Annotated in this window: 23 protein-coding genes; 12 read left to right on the forward strand and 11 right to left on the reverse strand. The window is 74.2% G+C overall.

The window, feature by feature from the left end:
* Positions 1-59 precede the first annotated feature (59 nt).
* The 6 genes from asnB to OZ948_07495 are packed head-to-tail and all read left to right on the forward strand — an operon-like array spanning position 60 to position 6,425.
* Positions 60-1,991 carry an asparagine synthase (glutamine-hydrolyzing) gene (gene asnB, locus OZ948_07470; GenBank protein MEB2344560.1) on the forward strand — a complete coding sequence of 644 codons (1,932 nt, stop codon included), beginning with the start codon at positions 60-62 and terminating at the stop codon, positions 1,989-1,991.
* 5 nt (positions 1,992-1,996) lie between these two features.
* Positions 1,997-2,269: an acyl carrier protein gene (locus tag OZ948_07475; GenBank protein ID MEB2344561.1), complete on the forward strand. Its 273-nt coding sequence runs from the start codon at positions 1,997-1,999 to the stop codon at positions 2,267-2,269.
* Complete coding sequence (gene nadE, locus OZ948_07480) at positions 2,259-3,257, forward strand: NAD(+) synthase (protein MEB2344562.1); 999 nt, start codon at positions 2,259-2,261, stop codon at positions 3,255-3,257. The genes OZ948_07475 and nadE overlap by 11 nt, the downstream gene beginning before the upstream one ends.
* Before the next feature lie 7 nt (positions 3,258-3,264).
* Positions 3,265-4,134: an SGNH/GDSL hydrolase family protein gene (locus OZ948_07485; GenBank protein MEB2344563.1), complete on the forward strand. Its 870-nt coding sequence runs from the start codon at positions 3,265-3,267 to the stop codon at positions 4,132-4,134.
* Positions 4,135-4,158: 24 nt separating this feature from the next.
* On the forward strand, positions 4,159-4,722 hold the full coding sequence (locus OZ948_07490; protein ID MEB2344564.1) for a serine acetyltransferase: 564 nt from the start codon (positions 4,159-4,161) through the stop codon (positions 4,720-4,722).
* A 29-nt stretch (positions 4,723-4,751) separates the two neighbouring features.
* Positions 4,752-6,425, forward strand: coding sequence for a L,D-transpeptidase family protein (locus OZ948_07495; GenBank protein MEB2344565.1), 1,674 nt, complete (start codon positions 4,752-4,754; stop codon positions 6,423-6,425).
* On the opposite strand, the gene OZ948_07500 is transcribed toward OZ948_07495, so the two are convergent.
* Positions 6,422-7,099: a murein L,D-transpeptidase catalytic domain family protein gene (locus OZ948_07500; protein ID MEB2344566.1), complete on the reverse strand. Its 678-nt coding sequence runs from the start codon at positions 7,097-7,099 to the stop codon at positions 6,422-6,424. The two genes, OZ948_07495 and OZ948_07500, sit on opposite strands and share 4 nt — an antisense overlap.
* Positions 7,100-7,446: 347 nt before the next feature.
* Between OZ948_07500 and OZ948_07505 the strand changes: the two genes are divergently transcribed.
* Complete coding sequence (locus tag OZ948_07505) at positions 7,447-8,184, forward strand: hypothetical protein (GenBank protein MEB2344567.1); 738 nt, start codon at positions 7,447-7,449, stop codon at positions 8,182-8,184.
* A 79-nt stretch (positions 8,185-8,263) separates the two neighbouring features.
* Here the strand turns inward: OZ948_07505 and OZ948_07510 are convergent, their stop codons facing one another.
* Positions 8,264-9,211 carry a DMT family transporter gene (locus OZ948_07510; GenBank protein ID MEB2344568.1) on the reverse strand — a complete coding sequence of 316 codons (948 nt, stop codon included), beginning with the start codon at positions 9,209-9,211 and terminating at the stop codon, positions 8,264-8,266.
* A 76-nt stretch (positions 9,212-9,287) separates the two neighbouring features.
* On the opposite strand from OZ948_07510, the gene OZ948_07515 reads away from it, so the two are divergent.
* Positions 9,288-10,061: an exodeoxyribonuclease III gene (locus OZ948_07515; GenBank protein ID MEB2344569.1), complete on the forward strand. Its 774-nt coding sequence runs from the start codon at positions 9,288-9,290 to the stop codon at positions 10,059-10,061.
* On the opposite strand, the gene OZ948_07520 is transcribed toward OZ948_07515, so the two are convergent.
* A complete protein-coding gene (locus OZ948_07520; GenBank protein ID MEB2344570.1) occupies positions 10,018-11,019 on the reverse strand; it encodes a transposase in 1,002 nt (333 codons plus the stop codon). The two genes, OZ948_07515 and OZ948_07520, sit on opposite strands and share 44 nt — an antisense overlap.
* Before the next feature lie 143 nt (positions 11,020-11,162).
* On the reverse strand, positions 11,163-13,229 hold the full coding sequence (locus tag OZ948_07525; protein MEB2344571.1) for a M13 family metallopeptidase: 2,067 nt from the start codon (positions 13,227-13,229) through the stop codon (positions 11,163-11,165).
* Between the two features lie 129 nt (positions 13,230-13,358).
* On the opposite strand from OZ948_07525, the gene OZ948_07530 reads away from it, so the two are divergent.
* Positions 13,359-13,991: an SRPBCC family protein gene (locus OZ948_07530; GenBank protein ID MEB2344572.1), complete on the forward strand. Its 633-nt coding sequence runs from the start codon at positions 13,359-13,361 to the stop codon at positions 13,989-13,991.
* A 79-nt stretch (positions 13,992-14,070) separates the two neighbouring features.
* On the opposite strand, the gene OZ948_07535 is transcribed toward OZ948_07530, so the two are convergent.
* Genes OZ948_07535 through OZ948_07545 form a run of 3 tightly spaced genes read right to left on the reverse strand, consistent with a single transcriptional unit; the run spans position 14,071 to position 17,264 of the window.
* Positions 14,071-14,643, reverse strand: coding sequence for a hypothetical protein (locus tag OZ948_07535; protein ID MEB2344573.1), 573 nt, complete (start codon positions 14,641-14,643; stop codon positions 14,071-14,073).
* Positions 14,644-16,350, reverse strand: coding sequence for a class I adenylate-forming enzyme family protein (locus OZ948_07540; GenBank protein MEB2344574.1), 1,707 nt, complete (start codon positions 16,348-16,350; stop codon positions 14,644-14,646).
* Positions 16,347-17,264 carry an outer membrane lipoprotein-sorting protein gene (locus OZ948_07545; protein MEB2344575.1) on the reverse strand — a complete coding sequence of 306 codons (918 nt, stop codon included), beginning with the start codon at positions 17,262-17,264 and terminating at the stop codon, positions 16,347-16,349. Before OZ948_07545 ends, OZ948_07540 begins: the two co-directional genes overlap by 4 nt.
* 77 nt (positions 17,265-17,341) lie before the next feature.
* Here OZ948_07545 and OZ948_07550 point away from each other — a divergent pair, with 77 nt between their 5' ends.
* From OZ948_07550 to OZ948_07560, 3 genes are read left to right on the forward strand one after another with little or no spacing between them, the layout of a single operon-like run.
* Entirely contained in the window at positions 17,342-19,633 is a 2,292-nt protein-coding gene (locus tag OZ948_07550; GenBank protein MEB2344576.1) for an FdhF/YdeP family oxidoreductase, read from the forward strand.
* The gene (gene fdhD / locus OZ948_07555; GenBank protein MEB2344577.1) at positions 19,630-20,451 is read left to right on the forward strand and encodes a formate dehydrogenase accessory sulfurtransferase FdhD; all 822 of its coding nucleotides are present in this window, start codon (positions 19,630-19,632) and stop codon (positions 20,449-20,451) included. Before OZ948_07550 ends, fdhD begins: the two co-directional genes overlap by 4 nt.
* Positions 20,448-20,852 carry a hypothetical protein gene (locus OZ948_07560; protein ID MEB2344578.1) on the forward strand — a complete coding sequence of 135 codons (405 nt, stop codon included), beginning with the start codon at positions 20,448-20,450 and terminating at the stop codon, positions 20,850-20,852. Before fdhD ends, OZ948_07560 begins: the two co-directional genes overlap by 4 nt.
* Positions 20,853-20,873: 21 nt before the next feature.
* On the opposite strand, the gene OZ948_07565 is transcribed toward OZ948_07560, so the two are convergent.
* The 4 genes from OZ948_07565 to OZ948_07580 form a co-directional block, all read right to left on the reverse strand.
* Positions 20,874-21,350, reverse strand: coding sequence for a CBS domain-containing protein (locus tag OZ948_07565; protein ID MEB2344579.1), 477 nt, complete (start codon positions 21,348-21,350; stop codon positions 20,874-20,876).
* 36 nt (positions 21,351-21,386) lie between these two features.
* A complete protein-coding gene (locus tag OZ948_07570) occupies positions 21,387-21,593 on the reverse strand; it encodes a hypothetical protein (GenBank protein MEB2344580.1) in 207 nt (68 codons plus the stop codon).
* A 147-nt stretch (positions 21,594-21,740) separates the two neighbouring features.
* Positions 21,741-22,439: a hypothetical protein gene (locus OZ948_07575; GenBank protein MEB2344581.1), complete on the reverse strand. Its 699-nt coding sequence runs from the start codon at positions 22,437-22,439 to the stop codon at positions 21,741-21,743.
* Between the two features lie 15 nt (positions 22,440-22,454).
* Positions 22,455-24,380 (reverse strand): DUF3604 domain-containing protein, encoded by a 1,926-nt coding sequence (locus OZ948_07580; protein MEB2344582.1) that lies wholly within the window; start codon positions 24,378-24,380, stop codon positions 22,455-22,457.
* Between the last annotated feature and the right edge of the window lie 26 nt (positions 24,381-24,406).

Here is a 24,406-nt window from a genome sequence, read left to right on the forward strand (position 1 = left end):
ACCGCAACCGCCGCGATGCCTCAGGGCGAACGCCGTCGGGTCGATAGACGGGAGCGATCATGTGTGGTGTGGTCGGCATATGCAGCCTGCGCGGCGAGCCCGTCGACCCGCAGCCCCTGGAGCGCATGCTCGGGATCCTGCGCCATCGTGGCCCCGATGCAACCGGCGTGTGGGCGGAAGGCCCCGTCGCCCTCGGCCACGCCCGCCTGTCCATCATCGACCTCGCTGGCGGATCGCAGCCCATGCGGAGCCAGGGGGGCGACCTGTGCATCACCTTCAACGGCGAGATCTTCAACTACGTGGAGCTCCGCGAGGAGCTCGTGCGCCGCGGGCACCGGTTCCGGACCCGCTCCGACACCGAGGTCATCCTTCACCTCTACGAGGAGAAGGGCGAGGACTGCGTCCACGACCTCAACGGCCAGTGGGCCTTCGCGATCTGGGACCGGAGACGCAGATCGCTGTTCCTCTCCCGGGATCGTGTCGGTGTCCGACCGCTCTACTACACCGTCGCCGAGGGGCAGTTCCTGTTCGCGTCCGAGGTGAAGGCCCTCTTCGCGCACGGTGCCCCTGCGCGGCGCATCGATCTGCGCGGACTCGATCAGGTGCTCACGTTCTGGACGCCGATTGCGCCGCGCACCGTCTTCGAGAACGTGAAGCAGCTTCCTCCGGGATCGTCCATGCGGGTGTGCGACGGGAAGACCACCACCTGGTCGCATTGGGACGTCCGCTTCGAGCAGGCCCTCGGCCACACCTCGATCGACGAGAACGCCGAGCGGCTTCGCGAGCGGCTGATCGACGCCACGCGCCTGCGCCTGCGCGCCGACGTGCCGACGGGAGCGTACCTCAGCGGAGGCCTCGACTCCTCCATCGTCGTGGCGATGATCGCGCGATTCACCGACACACCGCTACGTACGTTCTCGATCACCTTCGAGGATCCCGAGTACGACGAGAGCGCCTTCCAGAAGGAGGTCGCGCGTCACCTCGGTACGGACCACTATCCGGTGCACTGCACGAAGGCGGACATCGGGCGGGTGTTCCCGGCCGTGATCTGGCACGCGGAGACGCCTCTCGTGCGCACGGCTCCCGCCCCGCTCTACCTGCTGGCCCAGCGCGTGCGCGCAGACGGGCTCAAGGTCGTGCTCACCGGAGAGGGCTCCGACGAGGTCCTGGGCGGCTACGACATCTTCAAGGAAGCGAAGATCCGCGCCTTCTGGGCACGCCAGCCGCAGTCGCGCCTGCGCCCCCTGCTGTTGCGGCGCCTCTATCCCTACATGAAGAACATCCAGGCCCAGCCACCCGCCTACCTGCGCGCCTTCTTCCACGTGAGCGGGTCGCTGCGGGCCAACCCCTTCTTCTCCCACCTGCCGCGCTGGGACCTCACGGCGAAGGCGAAGCTCCTCTACGCCCCTGCCGTGCGGGAGGCCCTCGCCGGCCACGATCCGTTCGCGGCCGCACGCGCGCTCCTGCCGCCGGACTTCGAGCGCTGGGACCTCCTCGAACAGGCGCAGTTCCTGGAGATGCGGATCCTGATGCCGGGCTACATCCTCGCCTCCCAGGCAGACCGCGTGGCGATGGCGCACTCGGTCGAGGCTCGTTTCCCCTTCCTCGACGTGGGCGTGATGGAGCTGGCCGCGCGCATGCCGCCCACGCACAAGATGAAGGTCCTCGACGAGAAGCACGTCCTCAAGCGCGCGGCACGTGATCTCCTGCCTCCCTCCGTCCTGCAGCGTCCCAAGCAGCCCTACCGCGCACCCGACGGCGAGAGCCTGCTCGGTGGCGCAAACGGTGTCGGGCGTCCAGACTACGTGCGAGCACTGCTCGATCCCCGGCGCATCGAGGTCGATGGCTTGTTCGATGCCGACGCCGTGACGAAGCTCGTGGCGAAGTTCGACAAGGGGCGTGCGATCGGCGTCAGGGACGACATGGCGGTCGTGAGCGTGATCTCGACCCAGCTCCTGCTGGAGCAGTACATCAACGGCTTTCGAGGGTGAGCAACGTGCAGGAAATCCTGGAGCAGGTCCGGAACTTCGTGGTGGAGACCTTCCTGTTGGGGGGCGACGAGTCGGCGCTCGGCAACGAGGACTCGTTTCTCGACACGGGTCTCATCGACTCGACGGGGGTCCTCGAGCTCATCGCCTTCCTCGAAGAGCGATTTGCGCTCCAGGTGGCGGACGAGGAGATGATCCCCGAGAACCTCGACTCCATCGCACGAGTCGCTCGCTTCGTCCACGCGAAGGGAAAGGAGCAGGCGGATGGTCGTGTCGCGTGAGATCCCCCGCGACGTGCTGAAGCTCGACGGGGAGGCGGCAACCGACCAGATCGTCCGGACGCTTCGCGAGGCCGTCTTCCAGCGCTTTCGCAAGCGCGGCGTCGTGGTGGCCGTCTCGGGCGGTATCGACAGCAGCGTGGTCGCGGCGCTCGCCGTGCGGGCCTTCGGCCCCGAGCGGGTCTTCGCGCTCCTGCTGCCCGAGGGGGAGTCTGCGGCGGCGCACGAGTCGAGAGAGCTCGGCCTCGAGCTCGTCCGCTCGCTCGCGGTAGAGCACGTGATCGAGGACCTCAGCGAGACCCTGCGAGCCGTTGGCTGCTACCGCCGCCGCGACGAGGCGATCCGCCAGGTGATTCCCGAGTACGGCGAGGGCTGGAAGAGCAAGATCGTCCTGCCGAGCGTGGTGGACAGCGACCAGTACCGGGTCTTCTCCGTGGTGGCCCGCGCGCCCGATGGACGCGAGGTGCGCGCACGCATGAGTACCGAGGCCTATCTCGGCGTCGTCGCGGCCACGAACTTCAAGCAGCGGACACGCAAGATGCTCGAGTACTACCACGCGGACCGCCTGAACTACGCCGTCGCCGGCACGCCGAACCGCCTCGAGTACGATCAGGGCTTCTTCGTGAAGGGCGGCGACGGCCTCGCCGACGTGAAGCCGATCGCCCATCTGTACAAGACGCAGGTCTACGCGCTCGCCGCCCACCTGGGCGTTCCGGAGAACATCCGCCGGCGGCCGCCGACCACGGACACCTACTCGCTGCCGCAGTCGCAGGAGGAGTTCTACTTCTCGCTCCCCTACGACCAGATGGACCTGTGCTTGTGGGGCCGCACGAATGGCGTCGAGCCGGCGGCGGTCGGCAGGTTGCTCGGCCTCTCCGAGGAGCAGGTGAGTCGGGTCTACCGGGACATCGACGGCAAGCGGCGCGTGACCGACTACCTGCGAGCCGAGCCCGTGCTCGTGGAAGCCATCCCGCCTCGCGAGGATGCGTGAGCCGGTCATGACGACGATGCTGGGGGCCGCAGCGCTGGTGGCGGCGATGGCGCTCGGCGTGGTCGCCTGTACGGGCGAGGGCAGCGAGGAGCGGGCTCCTGGCGTTCGGAGCGGAATCGAGGAGCAGGCGATGGAGAGCGATCTCGCGCGGGATCTGCGGCAGGTGGCCGGGGCGCGGATCCTGTTCCAGCACATGTCGGTGGGTTCGAACGTGCTCGAGGGTCTGGAGCGGCTCTTCGCGGGCAGGGAGAAGCTCGACCTCCGCCTGGTCGACGAGGCCGCGGCCCGGTCCCTGCCGGACCCCGTCTTCGCGCACGCGATGGGTGGCAAGAACGGGCATCCGGAGAGCAAGCTCGACGCCTTCGAGAGGCTGCTCGGCGGCGAAGGCGGGACGAGCCCGGACGTCGCGCTCATGAAGCTCTGCTACGTCGACGTGCGCGAGGACACCGACGTCCGTGCGCTCGTCGACCGGTACCGCTCCGTGATCGAGCGCCTGCGCGCTCGTCATCCCCGAACCGTGTTCGTTCACGTGACGACGCCGCTCGAGGTGAGCGATCCCGGGTGGAGGGGCCTGGTGAAGCGCGTCACGGGCTTCGAGGACCGCACGGCGCGCTCGAACATGCGCCGGGCCGGGTACAACGAGCTCCTCCGGCAGGCGTTTCCGAGCGATCCCATCTTCGACCTCGCCGCCGTGGAATCGACGCATCCCGACGGTAGACCCGAGACCTTCCGCCGTGGCGGGACCGACCACCCGAGCCTGGTGCCGGCCTATGCGAGCGACGGCCGGCACCTGAACGCGCTGGGACAGGACCGAGCGGCCCGCGAGCTCGTACGGACGCTCGCGCATGCCCTGCGCGAGCGGGTGGGTGCCGGGTAGCCGTCGGGAGAAGGATCGCCGCCGATGTTCGACCAGGTTCGCGCGGACTACCACCGGCACGGCCGCTCCCTGCTCAATCCCGCCCTCTGGGCGATGGTGGTCTATCGCTTCGGCCGCTGGTCTCTCGCGCGGCGCACACGGGCTGCACGCTGGGTCACGTCGAAGGTCTACGGGCTGCTCTTCCTCGGGGTCGAGCTCGCCACGGGGATCACGCTGAACCGCGAGGCGATCGTGGGCGAGGGATTCCATCTGGTCCATTCGGGCAACATCAAGGTCCATCCCGGGGTGGTGATCGGAGACCGCGTAGGCCTCATGCACGATGTGACGCTGGGAACGAACATGGGACGGGGGGGTGTCCCGCAGCTCGGGAACGACGTCTTCATCGGGGCCGGCGCGAAGATCCTGGGGGCCGTCACGATCGGGGACGGTGCGCGCGTGGCGGCGAACTCGCTGGTCGTCAGCGACGTGCCGCCCGGCGCCACGGCGATCGGGGTTCCCGCGCGGGTGATGCGCTACACCGGGCGCGCTCCCGAGGCGGGCGAGGGGTCCGTACGATCCGAGGAGACGGTCGCCGAGCCGTCCGCCTAGCGCGTCTCGCGAGCCCCGGAGGCGGCGGGATGGGGTGGTGGCGGCGGACCCTTGCGATCGCGATCGGGCTGGCGCTGGCAGCCGCGTCCGCGCCCGCGAGCGGCGCGCCCGACGACCCGCCGCGCGGCGAGACGGCCGCGCACATCGAGGCCCTGGTCTCCGCCGGCTCGCTCGTCGACCTGCGCTGGCCGGACTTCTCCGACTCCCGGAAGGCCCTGATCGAGCTCTACGAGCCGCGCGGCTGGCAGCCCCTCTGGCTCGAGGACGGCCGCCCCACCAGACCCGCCGCCGACGCCACCCACGCGCTCCTCGGCGCCGACGCGCTCGGGCTCTCCGCGGCGGACACCGACGCCGTGCGGCTCGACGGCGCCCGCCAGGGCCTCGCCGCCGGTGCGGCCGCGACGCCCGACACCCTGGCCCGCTTCGACGTCGCGCTGTCGGTGGACTTCCTGCGCCACCTCTCGGATCTCCAGAGCGGGCGGGTGAACCCGAGGCAGCTCTCGTTCGGCTTCGATCCCGGCCCGAGGAGGGACGACCTGGCCGCGGCGGTCGCCCGGGCCGTTGCCGAGGATCGCGTCCCGGAGCTCGTCGCCGACGCGGCGCCGGCCTTCGCGCAGCACCGGCTCCTGGTCGATCAGCTCGCGCTCTACCGGGCCCTCGCCGCCGATACGACCGTCGGCCCGGTCGCCGTGACGGGCAAGCTCGCGCCCGGCGCCCCCTGCCCCGCCTGCGACGGCCTGCGCGACTGGCTGATCGCGCTCGGCGACCTGCCCGCGGGCACCCCGTCGTCGCCGGTCTACGACGCCGGGCTCGTCGCGGGAGTCCAGCGCTTCCAGGCCCGCCACGGGCTCGAGCCCGACGGCGTGATCGGCCCCGCGACCGCCCGCGCCCTCGCGGTGCCCGCCGAGCACCGCGTGCGCCAGATCGTGCTCGCCCTCGAGCGGCTGCGCTGGATCCCGGCCCTGCCGCGAAGCCCCCGCGATGCCGCGGGTTCGGAGCGCGCGATCTTCGTCAACATCCCGGCCTTCGAGCTCTTCGCCTTCGACGAGCTCGGCCGCAGCAGCAGGCCGGCGCTCGCGATGCGCGTCGTGGTCGGCAAGGCCGGTACCCGCACGCCGGTCTTCACGGGCGGGCTCGACACGGTGGCCTTCGCGCCCTACTGGAACGTGCCGCGCAGCATCGTCGTGAACGAGGTCCTCCCGAAGCTGCACCGGAACCCCGGCTATCTCGCCGCCCAGGGCATGGAGATCATGGGCGGTGGCCTGGCCGAGCTCGCGAGCGGAGCGGCGCGGCTGCGCCAGCGGCCCGGCCCGAAGAACGCGCTCGGGCGGGTCAAGTTCCTGTTTCCGAACTCGCACAGCGTGTACCTGCACGACACGCCCGCGCGCGGGCTCTTCGCACGCGCGCGGCGTGACTTCAGCCACGGCTGCATCCGCGTCGAGCGTCCGGACGACCTCGCCGCCTGGGTGCTGCGCGAGCGCGCCGACTGGCCGCCCGCACGCCAGCGCGAGGCGATGGCAGGAAGGAAGGAGATCGCGGTGAAGGTCGACCCGCCGGTGCCGGTCGTGATCTTCTACACCACCGCGGTCGTGCGCCCGGTTCCGGACGGCGCCGGCGGCCTGCGCGCCCAGATCGAGTTCTACGACGACGTGTACGGGTACGACGCGAAGCTCGAGCGCGTGCTGGCCGCCGGCCCGCGTTAGCGCTGGGCGACGGTCGCCGGCTCTTCCCCGCGGCCCGCGAACAACACGCTGCCGCCGCGGATGCGCTCGATCAGGCGGGGCGCCACGTCGGGCGCGAGCGCCGGGCAGCCGAAGCTCCGCCCGACCCAACCGCCGCTGCGGGCGCGGAACGCGGCGCTCACGTAGTCGGCCGGGTGGATCACGATGCGGCGCTCGCGCGCGCGGTCGTTGACGCCGGGGTCGAGGCCGTCGAGCTCGAGCGACAGGCCGTGCTGGCCGGTGTAGGTATCGCCGGTCAGGAAGGTGCCGAGGCTCGTGCGATGGCTCGACGGCTGGTTGCCGAAGCGGACGGCGCGCGCGGGGTCGCGCTCGTCGCCCGAGCCGCGCCCGTGGGCCACGTACTCGTGGGCCAGCACGCGTCGGGTCTCGGGATCCACCACCCACAGGCGCCGCCGCGAGGACGGCAGCGAGTAGTCGATCACGGTGAGGACGGGGTTCGCGACCTGCCCGTTCGCGAGGACGCGGCGATAGGCGGCGAGCGCGCGCTCGAGCAGCTCCGCGCGTGGCAGCACGGCCGCAGCCGAGGCCCGGCCGGCGGCGTGTGCAGGCACCGTCGCGAGCGTGGCGAGCCCGACGGCGAGCGCGAGGAGCCGCAGCGAAGCGTGGCCCGGCCGGCGGCGCGGCATCCGCTCCATGGCTTTCCCCCTGCGCCTTCATCGGTTCGTGGCCGCGGCGGGTGAACCGGTGATGCGCCGGGGACCCTAGCCGAGGACGTGGTCCCGCTCCCCCCTGTGGGGGCCCGCGCGAGCGGGTGCCGTCACGTCGGTGCAATCCCCGGAGCGCGCGGGCCGTGCGCGGCGGGGACAGTCCCGGCGATTCGGCGATTCTCGGGGATCTGGCGGACAGGGGCCGGCGCAGGGCTGTTCTCGTAATGGTGGTCGGGGTGGCAGCGATTCCGGCGAGCACCGGAAGGAGTGCCGCGGGCGCTGCCGGCGCTGCCCTCGTCTAAAGCCCCCGCAGTCGCGGCCCGATAGGGGCGGACATGCGCCTCCCGCCGCTCGCGCTCGCGCTCCTGCTCGCGATCGCTTCGCCGCCGCTCTTCGCCGCTGCGGCGCGGGCCGGCGAGCTGATCCGCTACCGCACGCCCGACGGCTCGATCGGCTTCGTCGACGACGAGAGGCGCCTGCCGGCGGGCGCCGAGGTGCTGTCTCGTACGCCGCTCGAGCCACCGGCGCCGCGGCCCGCAGCGGCCGCGTCCATCGCGCCCGCAGCGCCCCCCGAGGAGGCACCGCCCGCGACGGCACCTCCGGCCGACAGGACCCCAGCGGGAGGCGCCGGCCACGTGCCGCCGGCCACGGAGACGCCCGCGCCTGCCGCCGACGCCTCGAGCGCCAACCCCGGCTGCGACGCGATCGTGAGCCCACTCGACAAGGTGCGCTGCCGCAGCGCGCACGAGCGGCGCTGCAGCCACTACGGTCTCGCTGCCGGCTGCCCGCTCGAGCAACTCGCCGCCGCCGCGGACTGGTGTGCGCGCGGCGCCGCCCTACGCGAGGAGATCGCAGGCCTCGACGACGAGTGGGAAGCGGCCCGGGAGAGCCTCGAGCAGTGCCGCCAGCACGGAGGCGTGCGCCCGGACTGCGAGACCGACGAGCTCGACGAAGCCGAGGCGGCGCGGCGCACCGGCGAGCGCCGCGTCGAGGCCCTCGAAGAGCAGTGTCACGCCGAAGGCTGCCTGCCGGGCTGGGTCCGCGAGGGCTGCGAGTCCGACCCCACCAGCTGACCGCACGCGCAAGCCCGGGAACGGCGCGAGCCCCGGGGACGTGGCCTGCATCTTTTGCGTAGCGGCCGGTGGCCCCTGCTCATTCGGGGTCCGCCACCACGATCGGCGCGGTCGGGGACGGGACCCGTACGCGCGGCTCGTGGGCGTCGGGCGCCGTCACGAAGGCGAGGACGCCGGCGGCGGTGAGCGCCAGGCCCGCCCACTCACGCGGGCCCGCGACCTCGCCGAGCAGCAGGAAGCTCGCGCCGAGCGAGAGCAGCGGGATCGAGGGCACCACGATCGAAGTGGCTCGCGCGAGGTCGAGTCGCGCGATCGTGGCGTACCAGAGCAGGGTGCCGACGAACGAGAGCACGATCCCCTGGAGCGCGAGGACCGGCACGAGGCGCGCGAGCGCGTCGCCGACCGGGAGCCGCGCGACGCCGCCGCTCACGGCCCAGACCGCGGCCAGGATCACGCCCCCGAACAGGTAGCGGGCACCGGTCAGGTTGAGGGGCGCCACGTCGCCGAGTCCACGCAGCACGATCAGGTGCGAGAGCTGCCAGCCGAGCGGCGTCGCGAGCAGGAGGGTGACCCCGAGCCAGCCGTCGCCGCCCGCCGGGCTCAGCGCGAGCGCGATCCCGGCCAGGATCACAGCGACGGCCCCGATCCGCCGGGGCGTCAGCGGGTGGCCGAGTGCGACGCGCGCGAGGAGCAACGAGTAGACGGGCTCGATCTGGAGGCACAGTGCGGTCAGGATCGCGCTCGTGCGCCGCGCACCCTCGTAGAAGAGGAGGAAGGTGACGGCGGTGCCGAGCGCGCCGATCGCGAGCAGGTACGGGAGCCGCGCGCGTGCGAACAGGCGCCCGAGCTCGCCACGCGCGGCGAGCAGCACGAGTGCGGCCAGACCGGCGAAGACGCTGGTGGCGGCGGCCACGAAGAGGCCGTCGGCGGCGCCCGTCGTGAGCTTCGCGACGGCGGGCACGAACGCGCCGTTCAGCGCGCACAGGGCCGCGAACACGAGCCCCGCGCGTTCCTGGGGACGCCCCAACGAGCTCTCCTCCCGATGACCTTCGCTCGCCTTCGGCTCGCTGCGCGTCGGCCTCCGTGCAGGGTAGAGTCCCGCCATGCGGATCGCGACCTGGAACGTCAACGGCGTGCGGGCGCGCCTCGACTTCCTGCTCCAGTGGCTGGCCGAGCGCCAGCCGGACGTGGTCGGCCTCCAGGAGCTGAAGGTTCCCGACGAGCAGTTCCCGTGGGCCGAGATCGAGAAGGCCGGCTATCACGCGGCGGTCCACGGACAGAAGAGCTGGAACGGCGTCGCGGTGCTGGCGCGCGAGCCGCTCGAGATGGTGCAGCGCGGTCTGCCCGGCCAGGAGGAGGCGGGGGCGCGCCTGCTCACGGCGCGCGCCGGTGGCCTGCTCTTCACGAGCGTCTACTGCCCGAACGGCAAGCACACGGGCCACGACGACTTCCCGCGCAAGCTCGCCTGGTACGACGCGCTCGCGGAGCACCTGGCGCGCAGCCATGCGCCGGGCACCGCCGCGGTCGTGGGCGGAGACTTCAACGTCTGCCCGGCCGGCATCGACTCGTGGAACGAGGCGGCCCTGCGCGGAGCCATCTTCCACACCGACGAGGAGCGCGCGCGCTTCCGCCGGCTGGTCGGGGCGGGCTGGGTCGACCTGTTCCGGGCCCGCCATCCCGATCTGCAGGCCTTCTCGTGGTGGGACTACCGGGGCGGCGCCTTCCACCGCCGCCAGGGGCTTCGCATCGACTGCCTGCTCGCGACCGGCCCGGTGGCGCTGCGGGTGCGCGCGGTCGAGATCGACCGGGACTGGCGCAAGAAGCGCGGCGAGCTCACGCCGAGCGACCACGCTCCGGTCTGGGCCGACCTGGACTGAGGCGGGGACAGTCCCGGCGATCCGGCGATTCGCCCCAGGCCGAACGGAGCGCACGAGCGATCGGCTCCGGGGACTCCGCGAGCTGCGCGCCCAGCCTCGTTCCCCGCGCGGCCGCCCGCTCCGAGATCTCCAATGCGTGCGCGATGGCGTGATTCGAGAGCCCGAGCCGGGTGGAGGCGAGGTGGCAGACGAGCGCGCGACCCCGTACCGCGGCGTGCCGTTTGGAAGGACCCCGGAGCTCGTCGGCCGCAATTCCGGCCAGCGACGCGACGAGTCCTCGGACCCGATCGAGCTCTCCCGGAGAACCGGGAGGTTCGTCGGCTCGCCGGGCCATCTGCGCGAGCTCGAGGAGCTCGCCGGGATCGAGGGTCGCGGCCGGAGCAGCATCGGCGGGAAGCGGCTCCGGCTCCGCCGTCATCCAGCTCTGGAGCTGCCGGCGCGCCTCCGTGCGGGTGTCGGCGAAGATACGCAGGGCTGCGTCGACCGCGTGGAACATGTGAGGCTGCCGTTCGCCGATCAGCGCCGCGTGTCCGCACCACGGGAAGGAGTCGAGCGCTTCCCGTCCGGGCACGATCCGGTGGCGGACCGGATTGAGGTGGACGTATCGAACGATGCCGAGCAGATCCGCATCGTCGCGGATCGGTCGCGAGAGGTAGCGATTCTGGAACAGGTGTCCGACCCGCACGTGTCGCTCGTTGAATCGGCGGGCGTAGCCGGTACCGATCCGACTCATCACCCGCGACAGCGGGACGTCGCCGATGCGGAGGACGAGATGAAAGTGATTGGGGATCAGGGCCCACGCCAGGCATTCCACCCGGGATTCCTCGAGGACGAGATCGAGCCGCCGGAGGAGGTCCTCGCGATCCTGGTCGTCGACGAAGATCGTTCGCCGCTCGACGCCGCGGACCACGACGTGGTGGGTCAGGCCGGCATGGTCGATCCGGTTGCGCCTCGGCACGGATGGTTCCGCGGGACCGGGTGCAGGCCGGAGGGTATCGCCGTGCCGCTACGCGACCACCGAGAACGCCGGTTCTCGGCGGCGCGCACCCTCGAACCGGCGAATCGCCGGATCGCCGGGTCTGTCCCCGCCGCTACCCGCCCCTACCAGACGTGGCAGGTGGGGGGTTGGGGGCAGGAGAAGGCGCGATGGAAGGCGGGGAGTTCGGCGAGGGGGCCGTCGATGCGGAAGCGGGGGCGGGCGCGGGGATCGCTGCGGGCCATGGCGGCGTCGTAGGCGGGGTGGGCTCGCGCACACCAGGTCTGGGCGTACGCGACGAAGAAGAGCTGCTCCTCGCTGAGGCCCGCGACCGGGGACGGGTCGTCCGCAGAGTCGCCGGCCGCGGCGCGCCAGGCGCGGTGCGCGAGCGCGACGCCACCCAGGTCCGCGGCGTTCTCCGCAAAGGTGAGCCGGCCGTCGACGTGCAGGCCGGGCTCGACCTCGAAGCGCCCATAGCGCTCGATCAGACACCTCGATGCGTCGGTGAAGCGCGCGGCGCTCGCGGTGCTCCACCAGGGGGCCAGCCGGCCGGCCGCATCGAAGAGCTGTCCCTCGGCGTCGAAGCCGTGGGTCCACTCGTGACCGAGCATCGCCCCGGCCGCACCCCAGCGCATCGCCGCCGGCAGCCCGACGTCGAAGAGCGGGGGCTGGAGCACCCCGGCGGGCACGACGATCTGGTTGGCGCGCGGGTCGTAGAAGGCGCGCATCGCGATCGCCGCCACCGGCCAGGCGGCCGGGTCCACCGGCGCCCCCGCCGCCGCGAGCTCGCGGCCGAGCCTCGCTTCGCCGGCCGCGAGCGAGTTCTCGAGGAAGCGATCCGGGTGCACCGCGAAGGTCGTCCCCGCCGGCCACGGCTCGGGATGGCCCACCTTGCGGACGACCGCGCGCGCCTTGGCCGCCGCCGCCGCGCGCGTGGCATCGTCCATCCACGCGACCTCGGGCAGCGACGCCTCGAACGCGGCGGCGATGCCGTCGAGCATCGCCTCGGCCACGGCGCGGCTCTCGCCGCCGAAGGCCGCCACCACGTAGGCGCGGCTCGTCTCGTCGGGCAGCGCCGCCAGCGTCGCCTCCGCGCAGCGCTCCGGGCGCGGCGCCATCGCGACGGCTCCCGTGATCCTGCGCTCGAACGCGAAGTCCTCCTCGTCGAACGCGCGGGGCAGGCGCTCGGCGATGGCGTGCAGGAGCTGCCAGCGCAGGTAGGCGCGGAGCACCTCGGGCCGGGCCTCGCGCAGCGCCGCCCCGAGTGCCCGGACGAAGGCAGGATCCGCCACCTCGATCGCATCGAGCCCCGGCGCGCCGAGCGCCGCGAACCAGGCGTCCCAGGGCAGCGCCGGATCGAGCGCCGCGAGCGCCGCACGGCCGCGTACGACCGCCGGGGCGTGCTCCGCCTCGCCGCCGGCACCGTGCGCCTCCGCCGCCCGCGCGAGCGCCGTCTCGAACGCGAGGATCCCCCGCGCCTGCGCGCGCGCCCGCGGCCCGCGCGTACCTGCGAGCTCGAGCATGCGCCCGACGTGGTTGCGGTACTCGCTCGCGAGCCCCTGGGCGCCGTCCCCGTAGAGGCGCGGGTCGGGCATCCCGAAGCCGCCCGGAGCGAGCATCAGCACGTGGCGGCCCGGATCGAGGGGATCCCGCTCGATCGCGAGCGCGACGAGCGGGCTCGCACCCGGCACCCGGCGCAGCCGCGCCGCGATCGCGAACACCGCCTCGAGGCCCTCGGCCGCATCGATCTCCCGGAGCCAGGGCTCGAGGGGCCCGAGCGCCGTCGCCTCGACCGCCGCCACGTCCATGCAGCTGTCGAAGAACGCCGACGCGCGGCGGTGCCCGGGCGTGTCCGTCTCGCGCTCGAGCACGCGCACGAGCAGCATGCGGTTGCGCGCGTCGATGGAGCTGAAGCTGCGCATCACCTGCGGCCGGTCGACCGGAACGGGCACGGCTGCAAGCCAGCCGCCGCAGGCGTACTGGTGGAAGTCGACACAGGGGTCCGCGCCCGGGTCGAGCGTCGAGAGCACGGCGCGCTCGAGCGCCGCCGCGTCCGGGCTCGGCCGCCGCACGGGCCCCGGCGCCGGCACGCACCCGGCGACCGCCAGCGCGGCGAGCGCGAGCCGCACCGCCGCAAGGCGGACCGCCAGCAGCCGGTGTCGGCCACCTGACCTTTGCTTCGGGATCGGCACGCTCCCCCCTCCGGGCCCGCAGCATACCGGCGCCCCGCCCGGGCGGTGAAAGCGGGCTGTGAGAGGCCTCACAGCCGCGGCCGGCTCCAGCCCCGATCCTGGGGACCGACAAGAACGGCGGAGGTGAGGATGCCCAGCCGGATCAGGGTCGGTACCGGAAGCGGAGGAGGGGCCGGGACCCGCAGACGCGGCCGCGTCGGGCGCCCGTTCCCGCGCGGGATCGGCGCCCGCCCTCGCCGGATCGGGCTCGGGCTCGCGCTCGCCCTGCTCGCGCCCGCCGCCCACGCCGTCGAGGAGGCCCGCGCCAGCACCCGGGTTGCCGACCCGCCCGAGACGGTCTGGGCCCTGCTCGTCGACTTCGCGCGCTGGGAGCAGGTCTTCCCCACCGTCACCGACCTGGTCGTGGAGCCCGTCGACGAGCGGCACCTGCGCCTGCACACGCGCTCGCGCGTTGCCGGCCGCACGGTCCGCTACACGCTCGCCACCGAGGTCGACACCGCTGCGCGCCGTATCGACTGCACGCTCGACCCCAACGCGCCGAGCGACGTGCTCGCGCTCGCCTCGCACTGGCGCGTGCGCGCGAGCGGTGACGGGGGCTCGCGCATCGAGCTCACGGTGCGCTCCGAGTCGGGTGTCGGCCTCCCGCGCTTCCTCGAGCGCCGCATGACGGAGCTCTCGACGCGCCGCTCCGTCGGCGCCCTGGTGGCCGCGCTCGACGCGCAGCGGCGCAGCTCCGCCGGGCGCCTCGTCGCCATCGACTGATCCGTGCGCGGCATGCGCCCGATCCTGGCCTGCGCGGGCGGCGCGGGCCCGGCCGGCGTCGAGCCCCTCGGCCCGCACCCTACGGCCCGAGCGCGTCGGCGAGCACCCGGGCCAAGGCTCGTGCCTCCGCCTCCGAGGCGAGCGTGAAGCGCACGGGCAGCCGGCCGCCGCCGGGCGCGCGCAGCCGGACCTCCCAGGGGCGGGCCCCCGCCCGCTTGAAGTCCTCGGCCGAAGGCTCGCGGCGCGCCACCTCGACCCCGGCGATCGCCGCGCGCGGCCAGCGCTCGCTCCGCCCGCCGAAGCCCTCGCGCACCAGCTCGACGCGGCTCGCCCGCACGCGCGTCGAGCCGAAGGCCGCCATCGCCCCCATCGCCACGAGCCCGATCCCCGCAGCCAGTGCGGCGACCCCGGGGCCGCGCCGCCCGGTGGCGGCGAGCCCGGCACCGAGCGCCGCGAGCACCGCCCCGCCCGCCGCGAGCGCGAGACCGAGGCCGCGGTCACGCGGCGAGGAGAGCTCGACGCCGTCACCGATCTGCGTCACACGATAGCGGCCGATCGACTCGCCCTCCACCGGCTCGGCACCGGCCGCGCCCGCCGCAGCGAGCGCCAGCAGCGCGATGGCGACGAGCCGCGCCGCTCGCGCGGCTCGCACCTACTCGTCCACGAAGGGGCTCGTGGCCCCCTCGGTCAGGACGTGCTTCAGCACCTTGCCGATGGCGTTGCGCGGCAAGGGCTCGCTCCGCAGCTCCCAGTGCGCCGGCACCTTGAAGTAGGCGAGCCGCTCGGCGCAGTATCCGGCCAGCCGCTCGGGCAGCGCGGCCAGCGCCCCGGTGTCGAGGCCCGGCCGCGGCACGACGATCGCCTTCACCTCCTGGCCGAGCTCCTCGTGCTCGACGCCGACCACCGCCGCCTCCGCCACCTCCGGATGCGCCTCCAGACAGAGCTCGATCTCGGCCGGGTAGACGTTCTCGGCGCCGCGCAGGATCAGGTCGCGGCGGCGCGAGGCGAGGTGCAGATGGCCCTCCGCGTCGAGGCGGCCGACGTCGCCGCTGCGCAGCCAGCGGCCGGGGCCGAGCACCTGCCGCGTCTCCTCGGGCCGCCGCCAGTACTCCTTCATCCCGAGCGGGCTGCGGATCCACACCTCGCCCTCGGCCCCGTCGGGCACGGGCTTGCCGTCGAGGTCGCGGATCGCGAGCTCGACGGACGGAAGCGCCCGCCCGACCGAGCCCGGGCGCGCCTCCAGCTCCTCGCCCCAGTTCAGGGTCGCGAGGCCGCCCGACTCGGTGAGCCCGTAGCCGATCCCGAGCGCGGCGCGCGCGTTCGGGAACACCTCGCGCATGCGCGCCAGGAGCGCAGCGGCGATCGGCGCGCCGCCCGAGCCGATGCTCGTGATCGACGAGAGGTCGTAGCGGCCGACGTCGGGATGGTGGACCACGCGGTGCACCATGGTGCCCATCGGACCCCAGCTCGTGACGCGCTCGCGCTCGATCAGCTCCATCACCTTCACGGGGTCGAAGCGGCCGGTGGTCCACACCGTCTTGATGCCGGCCGCAAGACCCGTCACGACGCCGGTGTAGAGACCCGAGACGTGGAAGAGCGGCGCCGCGACCAGGTTGCAGGGGGGCGGCGCGGCGGCGCGCGCTCCGGGCGCCGGGAGCTGGCCGCGCGCGGCGGCGAGCAGGAACATGCGCATGCCGTGGAAGAGCTGGAGGCGCGCCAGCGCGAGGATCGCGCGGTGCGTGCCGACGACGCCCTTCGGCCGGCCCAGGGTTCCGCTCGTGTAGAGGATCGTCGCGGCGTCGTCCTCGGCGATCGCGGCCTCGGGCAGGGCCGCACCCGCGCCGGCCTCGACGAGCGCCTCGAACTGCGACTCGATCTCGACCACCGGCAGGTCCACGAAGCCTCCCGCGAGGCGCGCGAGCCGCTTGCGGTCGCCGATCAGGAGCTTCGGGTCCGCGTCGGCGAGTCCGTAGCGGATCTCGTCGCGCACCCACCAGCCGTTGAGGCCGACGCACACCGCCCCCAGGCTCACGGTGGCCCAGAAGGCCTGGATCCACTCCGGCCCGTTGGCGGCCAGGATCGCGACCCGGTCGCCGGGCCCGATCCCGAAGCGCTCGCGCAGCACCGACGCCAGGGCTGCCACGCGCCGCGCATGCTCCGCGTACGAATAGCGGCGGCCGTCGTCGACCACGAGGTACGCGGCGTCGCCACGCGCGGCCGACTCCTCGAGCAGCACCCGCAGCGAGGGGGTCCTCGTGCGGAACACCTGCATGCGCTCCCCGAGCACGTCTTCCGGCACGATCTCGAAGGGCGCGCCCGGGCCGGTCAGGCGCGCCTCGACCTCGCGGGCCGTGCTCATATCGCGTCCGGGGGCTGCAGCTCGGGCAGCGCATCGAGCGGCACCGGATCGACGCCCTTGGTGATGCGATCGTGCAGGGCCGACAGGTCGAGGAAGGACGGTGGGATCTTGCGGCCGAACTCGACGCGCTCCCAGGTGAGGACGCTCTCCTGGTGGGTCTGGAGCTCGCGCAGCCGGATCACCTTCGGGAAGGGGCGCCCGTCCACCACCTCGAGCGACTCGAAGAGCTGCTCGCGGATCGGGGCGCCCGTCACGTCGACGAAGCGGATCCGTACCGGCAGGGCGGTCGCCGGGTCGACGCGCGTCTCGACGCGCCCGTAGTAGTGATAGGGCTCGCTGTGGATCTCGACGTAGCGGCGCCCGCCCTCCTCCACCTCGCGCACGGTCCCGCGCCGGCGCTCGACGGGATCGGTGAGCCAGAGGTCCTCGTGCCGGAAGTCGGAGTCCGCCCACGGGTCCGTCGCGAGCAGCCCCCGCACCGCGAGCCAGCGCCGCTTCTGGAGATCCCAGTACCAGTTCACCATCGGCTCGCCCGGCTGTACCACCAGCTCCGACACCACGCTCTGCGGATCGCCCTGCTCCTGCATCTCGAAGACCGAGCGCGTCCCGCCGCGCCAGGGCTGGCGCAGCACGTCGAAGCGGAACTCGAGCGGGGGGTCCCCGGGCCGCTCGACGCGCATGTGCGCGCGCCCGGAGAGGGTGGCGCCGACCCGCAGCGCGTCGGCGATGCGCGTGGCCCACTGGTCCGCGTCGAGGGCGGGCTCGGCGGCGCGCGCCCCGCCCGGCGCCACGGCCAGCACGATGGCAGCCAGCCAGACGCTGCCCGCGCGGCGCCCCCTCGCAGCGAAGCTCCGCCGCCCCGGGTGCCGCTCCGGCGCGCGCTGCCCGGACGCGCATTCCCTGCCGACAGACATGGCGGGTAGCATAGCGGCGTGCCCGGGAGCCCCGACATCGAGCCCGATCGCGCCGCGCCGGCGACCCGAGCGCCCTGATGCCGCTCCACCCGAAGCTCTGGGCGGGCCTCGTGCCGAACGGCCTCGGCCAGGTGAAGCCCGACCACTACGGCGACATGCTGCGCGTGCTGTGGCGCAACCGCGACCAGCTCCCCTTCGCATGGCGCATCCTGCGCGACGGGGTGTGCGACGGCTGCGCGCTCGGCACGAGCGGCCTCCACGACTGGACGATGGACGGCATCCACCTGTGCATGGTGCGCCTCGAGCTCCTGCGCATGAACACGATGGGCCCGCTCGATCCCACCCGCCTCGCCGGCGCCGCCGCGCTCACGGGCCTCGACAACCGCGCGCTCCGCGACCTCGGCCGGCTCCCGGTGCCGATGCGGCGTGGCCACGGCGAGCCCGGCTTCACGCCGGTCTCCTGGGACGAGGCGCTCGCCGAGGTCGCCGCGACGGTGCGTGCCGCGCGCGCCGGGGGACCGGAGGGCGGCCGCCGCCTGGCTTTCTACCTGACCTCGCGCGGCGTCACCAACGAGACCTACTACGTCGCCCAGAAGGTGGCGCGCGCGCTCGGGACGAACCACGTGGACAACGCGGCTCGCATCTGCCACGCGCCGAGCACCGTGGCGCTGCGCCAGGCGCTCGGTGTCGCGGCTTCGACCTGCTCCTACCGGGACTGGCTCGAGGCCGACTGGATCGTGTTCTTCGGAAGCGACGTCCCGAACAACCAGCCGGTCACCACCAAGTACCTCTACTACGCCCGGACCCGCGCGAAGGCCCCGGGATCCGACCGCCGCGAGGGCGCGAAGGTCGCGGTCGTGAACCCGCTGCGCGAGCCGGGCCTCGAGCGCTACTGGGTCCCCTCGGTCTTCGAGAGCGCCGTCTTCGGAACGAAGCTCTGCGACGACTGGTTCCCGGTCCACACCGGGGGCGACCGCGCCTTCCTGACCGGCGTCCTGAAGGAGCTCGCCGCGACGGGCGGCATCGACGAGCGCTTCGTGGCCGCGCACACGAGCGGCTTCGAGGCCGTGCGCGCGCAGGCCGAGGCGGCCGGCTGGGACGAGCTCGAGCGCGAGTCGGGCGCCTCGCGCGACGACATGCGCCGCTTCGCCGACCGCTACCGTGCGGCCCGCCGCGTGGTCTTCGTCTGGAGCATGGGGATCACGCAGCACGTCGAGGGCGTCGACAACGTGCGCGCGATCGTGAACCTGGCGCTGGCGCGCGGGATGATCGGGCGGCCCGGCTGCGGGCTCATGCCGATCCGCGGGCACAGCGGCGTGCAGGGCGGTGCCGAGGTGGGGTGCGTGCCGAACGCCTTCCCGGGCGCCGTCGCGGTGGATCCCGAGGGCGCCCGGCGGATGGAGGCGCACTGGGGCTTCGCCCCGCCCGCGTGGCCGGGGCTGCCCGCCGGACAGATGGTGGAGGCGGCGCACGCGGGGGCGCTCGACCTCCTCTGGTGCGTCGGCGGCAACTTCGTCGAGACGCTGCCGGACCCGGCGTGGGTGCGCGAGGCGCTCGCGCGCGTGCCGCTGCGCGTGCACCAGGACGTGGTGGTGTCGCCCACGATGCTCGTGGACCCGGCGCCCGGCGGCGCCGTGCTGCTGCTGCCGGCCACGACCCGCTACGAGCAGCCGGGCGGGGGCACCGAGACGACCACCGAGCGGCGCATCGTCTTCTCGCCCGAGATCCCGGGGCGCCGCATCGGCGAGGCGCGCGCGGAGTGGCAGGTCTTCCTCGACCTCCTCGAGCGGGTGGACCCGGCGCTCGCGGAGCGCACGGGCTTCGCCGACGCCGCCGCGATCCGTGCCGAGATCGGGCGCGTCGTACCCGACTACGCCGGCATCGAGCAGCTCGCGCAGAAGGGCGATCAGCTCCAATGGGGCGGCCCGCGCCTGTGCGAGCGCGACGGCGCGCCGTGGTTCCCGACGCCGGACGGCCGCGCCCGCTTCGCGCCCGTTCCGCTCGCGCTGCGCCCGGAGGCGGCCGGCGAGGAGCCCATCCCGCCCGGCCGCTTCCGCGTGAGCACCCGGCGCGGCAAGCAGTTCAATTCGATGCTCTGGAGCGAGCGCGATCCGCTGACCGGCGCCGCGCGCGACGAGGTCCTGATCAGCGCCGCGGACGCCGCGCGGCTCGGGCTCGCGGAGGGCGCGCGCGTGCGCCTCGTCGCGCCCACGGGCGCACTCGAAGCGCGCGTGCGGGTGGCGCCGATCCGCCCCGGCAACCTCCAGGTGCACTGGCCCGAGGGCAACGTGCTGATCGCGCGCGACCGCTACGACCCCCGCTGCGGCGAGCCCGACTACAACGCGCTGGTCGCGCTGGAGCCGCTGTGAGGGATTCCGCGGCCGATCCCGCGCTCGAGCTGTGGCCCGCGCGGGTCGTCGTCGACGGCGCAGCGCACGAGCTGCCCGATCCGGTGGTGGTCGAGGAGCCGCTCGAGATCCAGGTGGGCGGGCAGCCGCTGGTGGTCACCATGCGCACCCCCGGCCACGACCGGGAGCTCGCCGCCGGCTGGCTCTTCGGCGAGGGACTGATCGAGACGCGCGAGGACCTGCTGGCGCTCGTAGACGGCGCCGCGGCGGGCCGTGCGAACGTGGTGGACGTGCGGCTGCGCGACGAGCGCGCGGTCGCGGCCGCACGGGCGGCGCGCGGTTTCCTCTCGGCCTCGGCCTGCGGCGTGTGCGGGAAGACCGCCATCGAGCACGTCTTCGCGCGCGGGCTCCCCGCGCTGCCCGGCGGCCGGCCGCAAGTCGCGCGCGCCTGGCTCGAGGGGCTTCCCGCGCGCATGCGCGCCGCGCAGCCGCTCTTCGCGCGCACGGGCGGCCTGCACGCAGCCGCCCTCTTCGCCGCAGGCGGAGAGCTCGCCGTGCTGCGCGAGGACGTGGGCCGCCACAACGCCGTCGACAAGCTCGTGGGCGAGCGCCTGCTCGCCGGCGCCCGGCTCGACGACGCCGTGCTCCTGCTCTCGGGCCGGGCCGGCTTCGAGATCGTGCAGAAGGCGGCGCGCGCCGGGATCGCGCTCGTGGCCGCGATGGGTGCCCCGTCGAGCCTGGCGCTGCGCGTGGCGGAGCGCAGCGGCATGACCCTGGTCGGCTTCCTGCGCCCCGGCCGCTTCAACCTCTACACCGGTTCGGGTCGGATCGAACCATGAGGCGTCTGGCCGTCGTGATCGCGGCCGCCGGCACCCTCGCCGCCCTCCTGGTGCTCGGCCACCTCGCGCTGATCGAGGTCGGGCGCGACGTGGTGACCCTGCGCACGCAGCGCGCCGACGGGAGCTGGCAGGAGACGCGGCTGTGGATCGTGGACGACGGCGGCTCGGCCTTCCTCCACAGCGGAGGCGCGGACTGGCGCGCGCGCTTCGCGGGGGATCCGGTCGTCGAGGTCGAGCGGAGCGGCACCAGGCGCCGCTACCGCGCCCACCCCGAGCCGGGCCCGCATCCCCGCATCCACCAGCTCCTGCGCGAGAAGTACGGCATCGCGGACCGCTGGGTGCGCTTGCTCGGACCCGACCGCGAGGACACGCTCGCCGTCCGGCTCGATCCGCTCGAGTGACCCCGCGCCGGCGGAAGCCGATCAGCGCCCGGGCGCGTCCTTCTCGAGCAGCGCGATCAGGTCGAAGGCGGAGAGCAGGCCCACGAGGGCCTCGTCGGTCGCGACGAGCACGCGGTGGACGCGGTGCGCACGCAGCGTCCGCGCAACCTCGGCCACGCTCGCATCGGGGGCCACGCTGATCACGTCGGGCGACATCGCCTCCGCGACCGTCCGGCTGGCGAGCCGGTCCTGGAAGTCCTCGGGCGCACCCTGCCAGTCGGGACCCGAGAACTCCTCGCTGTCGCGGAAGTAGTTGGTCTGTACCAGCGCGGTGTCGCGCTCCTCCTCGACGGCGCGCAGGAGGTCGCGCGCCGAGACGACACCGACCACGTGGCCGTCCTCGTCCACGACCGGCGCGCCGGAGATCTCCTCCTCGACGAAGAGGCGGTGGGCGTCGAGGAGCGACGCGGCCGCGTCGATCGTGACCACGTCGCGCTGCATCAGATCACGCGCCTTCATCGCTCTCCCTCCCCCGCCGGGTCCCTGCCGGACGGATCAATCCTCGCCACGCGGCAAGCCGCCGAGCTCCGGCTCCTCGGTCCAGCGGTCGCGCCGCTCGTCCCAGCTTCCGCCGCGCCGCACCGCACACGCGAAGCAGAGGAACTGCTCCGGCGAGATGGCGAAGGTCCGATCGCGTCCCGGCGCGATCTCGGCGCCGCACAGGACGCAGCGGGTGAGCTCCCGACTCTCCGAGCTGCGCATCCGGATCTCCTTCCCGGCGATGCCGGGTGGAGTTGCAAGACGCATGCCGCATCCCGGGCGACTCGCGGCGTCCTGCCTTCTGCAAACCGCGCAGCTTGGCCTCACGGCGAGACGTTTCGACGCACTCGTGGGTCGAGGAGCGGCGCTCTACCGGTCGTCGCCCGCAGCGGCGCCGTCGTCCACCTCGAGCGCGCCCTCGCCGCGCGCCACCCGCAGGTGGTCGCGCGCGATGTCGAGCTCGCCGCGCAGAACGGTGTAGGCTCGGCGCTGCACGCGCTCGCGCTGGCGCCAGCGGCTCGCCTCCTGCTCGGCCTCGCGCAGGGCCGCGCCGAGCCGGCGCACCTCGTCCTCGGCGGCGTCCACGCGCTGGCGCAGGAACGCGTGCTCCGAGGGGTCCACGCGGACGGCGGCGGCCGCCTTCTCGGCGTGCGCCAGCTCCTCGCGCAGGCGTGCCGTCTCGCGGCCCGCCTGCTCGCGGTCGGCCTCGAAGCCGTCGAGGCGGGCGCGCAGGCGCGCGGCCTCCTCCTCGCGGGAGCGGGCCTGGGCCTCGAGCTCCTTCAGGCGTGCCTCGAGCGGCGCGCGCTCCTCCTGGGCCGCGAAGGCGCGCTTGCGCGCCTTGTCGAGCTTGCGGCGCAGCTCGCCGAGCTCGTCCTGCCGGCCACGGCCCGCGCGCGCGGTGGCCTCCGCCTCGGCGCGCGCGGCGGCGAGCGCCTCGCCGAGGCGCGCGGCCTCGCCCTCGGCGCCCGTGCGCCGCGTGCGCTCGCCGCGCCAGCCGACGAACGCAACGGCCGCCGCGAGCGCGGCCAGCAACGCCACCACCAGCAGGGCTCCGGAGGATCCGTCCATGGGCGCGCGAAGGTATCACCGCGAAGCGCGCGCGGCCCGGTCCTGCGGCTCGTGCCAGGCCGGCGACGCCCACGCGCGCTCCTGGATCGTGCGCGGGACGGCCGGGTCGCAGCAGCCGCCGAAGCCCTCGGGCGGCGCGCCGGCCGAGCACGTGATGCCGGCTCGGCGACAGGCGAGCGTGTGCCAGCGGCAGGTCGGGGTCTGGAGGACGCGCGCGTACCAGAAGGCTGGCGCGGCCGGGTCGAAGGCGGGGTCGTCCCAGACCGCGCAGAGGGCCGCGGCGCCGCCCGCGTCGGGGCGCGGCGCGCAGGTCGCGGGGTCGACGCCGGCGGCGCCGGCGTCCCCGGCCACGTCGAAGACCTGCTCGTGCAGCGCGCCGTCCGGGCCGAGCCAGCCCTTCACGATCTGGAGCCGCTCGAGCGGCGCGCCCTCGGCCTCGGGATCGCGCAGCGCCTGGAGCGCGAAGCGCGGCGCCCGCGCGCCGGCCGGCGGGGGCGGGAGGACGGCGCCCATCGGCACGCCGCCCGCGTAGCCGGCCTGCGCGAAGTCCCGGGCGTCGCGCGCGCACAGGTCGTCCGGCAGCTCCCAGCCGGCGAAGACGCGCAGCCCGATGCGCGGCCCGCTCGTGCCGTAGGCCTCGCGGCGCCGCATCGCCGCGAAGAGCGCCTCGCGCGAGTTCTCCTCCGCCCAGAGCACCGCGAGCCCGCCCGGGTTGAACTCGACGTCGTCGACGAGCCCGGGCGGCAGCGCGCTCGCGGCCGGCGTGCCGGCCCCGCCGTGGCCGGGGTAGTCCGCGCTCTCGGCGACCAGGCCCGCGGCCGCGAGGTGCGAGTCGGTCCCGGCGACGAGGCCGAAGGCGAAGGGGTTGACCCCCTGCCGCGCGTAGGCGGCAAGGCCCTGCTTCAGCGCGTCGCGCACGAAGCTCGCGGCCGGCGGCTCGTCGGCGAGCCAGCGCACGAACTTGCCCTGGAAGTTCTGGTAGGGGAGCTTCTCGAAGCCACACTGCTCGTCCACGACGCCGGGGCCCGGGCGGCACTCGGAGTCGCCCTTGTGCTGCATCACCTCGACGAGCGGCTCGAGCGCGGCGCGCCGGCGCGCGTAGCCGGCGTCGGCGCCCGGCGGGAGCGCGAACATCCGGCCGTTGCCGAGGTTCGAGTTGTGCGGGATCACGAGCACGTCGCAGCCGGGCGCCGCCGGGCCCGCGCGCAGGCAGGTGCGCTCGAGCGCGGCCCACAGGCCCTCGGGCGTCGGCTCCTCGACCGAGCTGATCGGGAGCGCGGGCACCGCCGCGCTGCGGAACAGCACGTTGCGGTGCAGGTTGTCGCTGCCCGGTGCGGCGGTCCACTCGTAGCCGACGAAGGTGGTGAAGGCGCAGGCCGCGCTGGGGTCCTGGAAGGCCTCGGCCGCGGCCTGGATGTCGTTCCAGGGGTGGGCTGCGGCAGCGCGGCAGTCGCGCCCGTCCGGGCCGCAGAAGCCGCGGCGCTCGGGGTGCTCGGGATAGCTCGTGAGGGTGTTCATCACGAAGAAGGACGCGCGCGGCCAGCTCCGGTGCAGCCGGCACAGCATCGCGTCGTGTCCCGGAAGCCCCGGCGTCTCGCAGATCGTGACCTCGCCGAAGAGCTCCGCGTGGTCGGTGACAGCGGCGAAGTCGAGCGGGCGCGCGAGGCGGATCGTGCGCAGCGGCTGGCCGTCCGCCGTGTAGGGCTGGATCCCGATCGCCTCGCCGCGCGCGAAGCGGTAGGCCTCGTGGGGGCCGTTGCGGGTCCCCTGGGTGGCGGCGTCGAGCGAGTGGCGGGTGTGGACGTGGACGTCGCCGAAGAAGGCGCGGCGCAGCGGGTCGCGCGAGGCGCAGGCCACGCGCGCCTCGGCTGCCCGCGCGGCCGGCGCGCCTGCCACCCCCACCACCGACAGCACGAGGACCGCCACGACCTGCTTCCGCATCCTTCTCCCCCCCGGTAGGATCCGCG

The sequence above is a fragment of the Deltaproteobacteria bacterium genome (assembly GCA_035063765.1).
GTDB lineage: Bacteria > Myxococcota_A > UBA9160 > UBA9160 > PR03 > CAADGG01.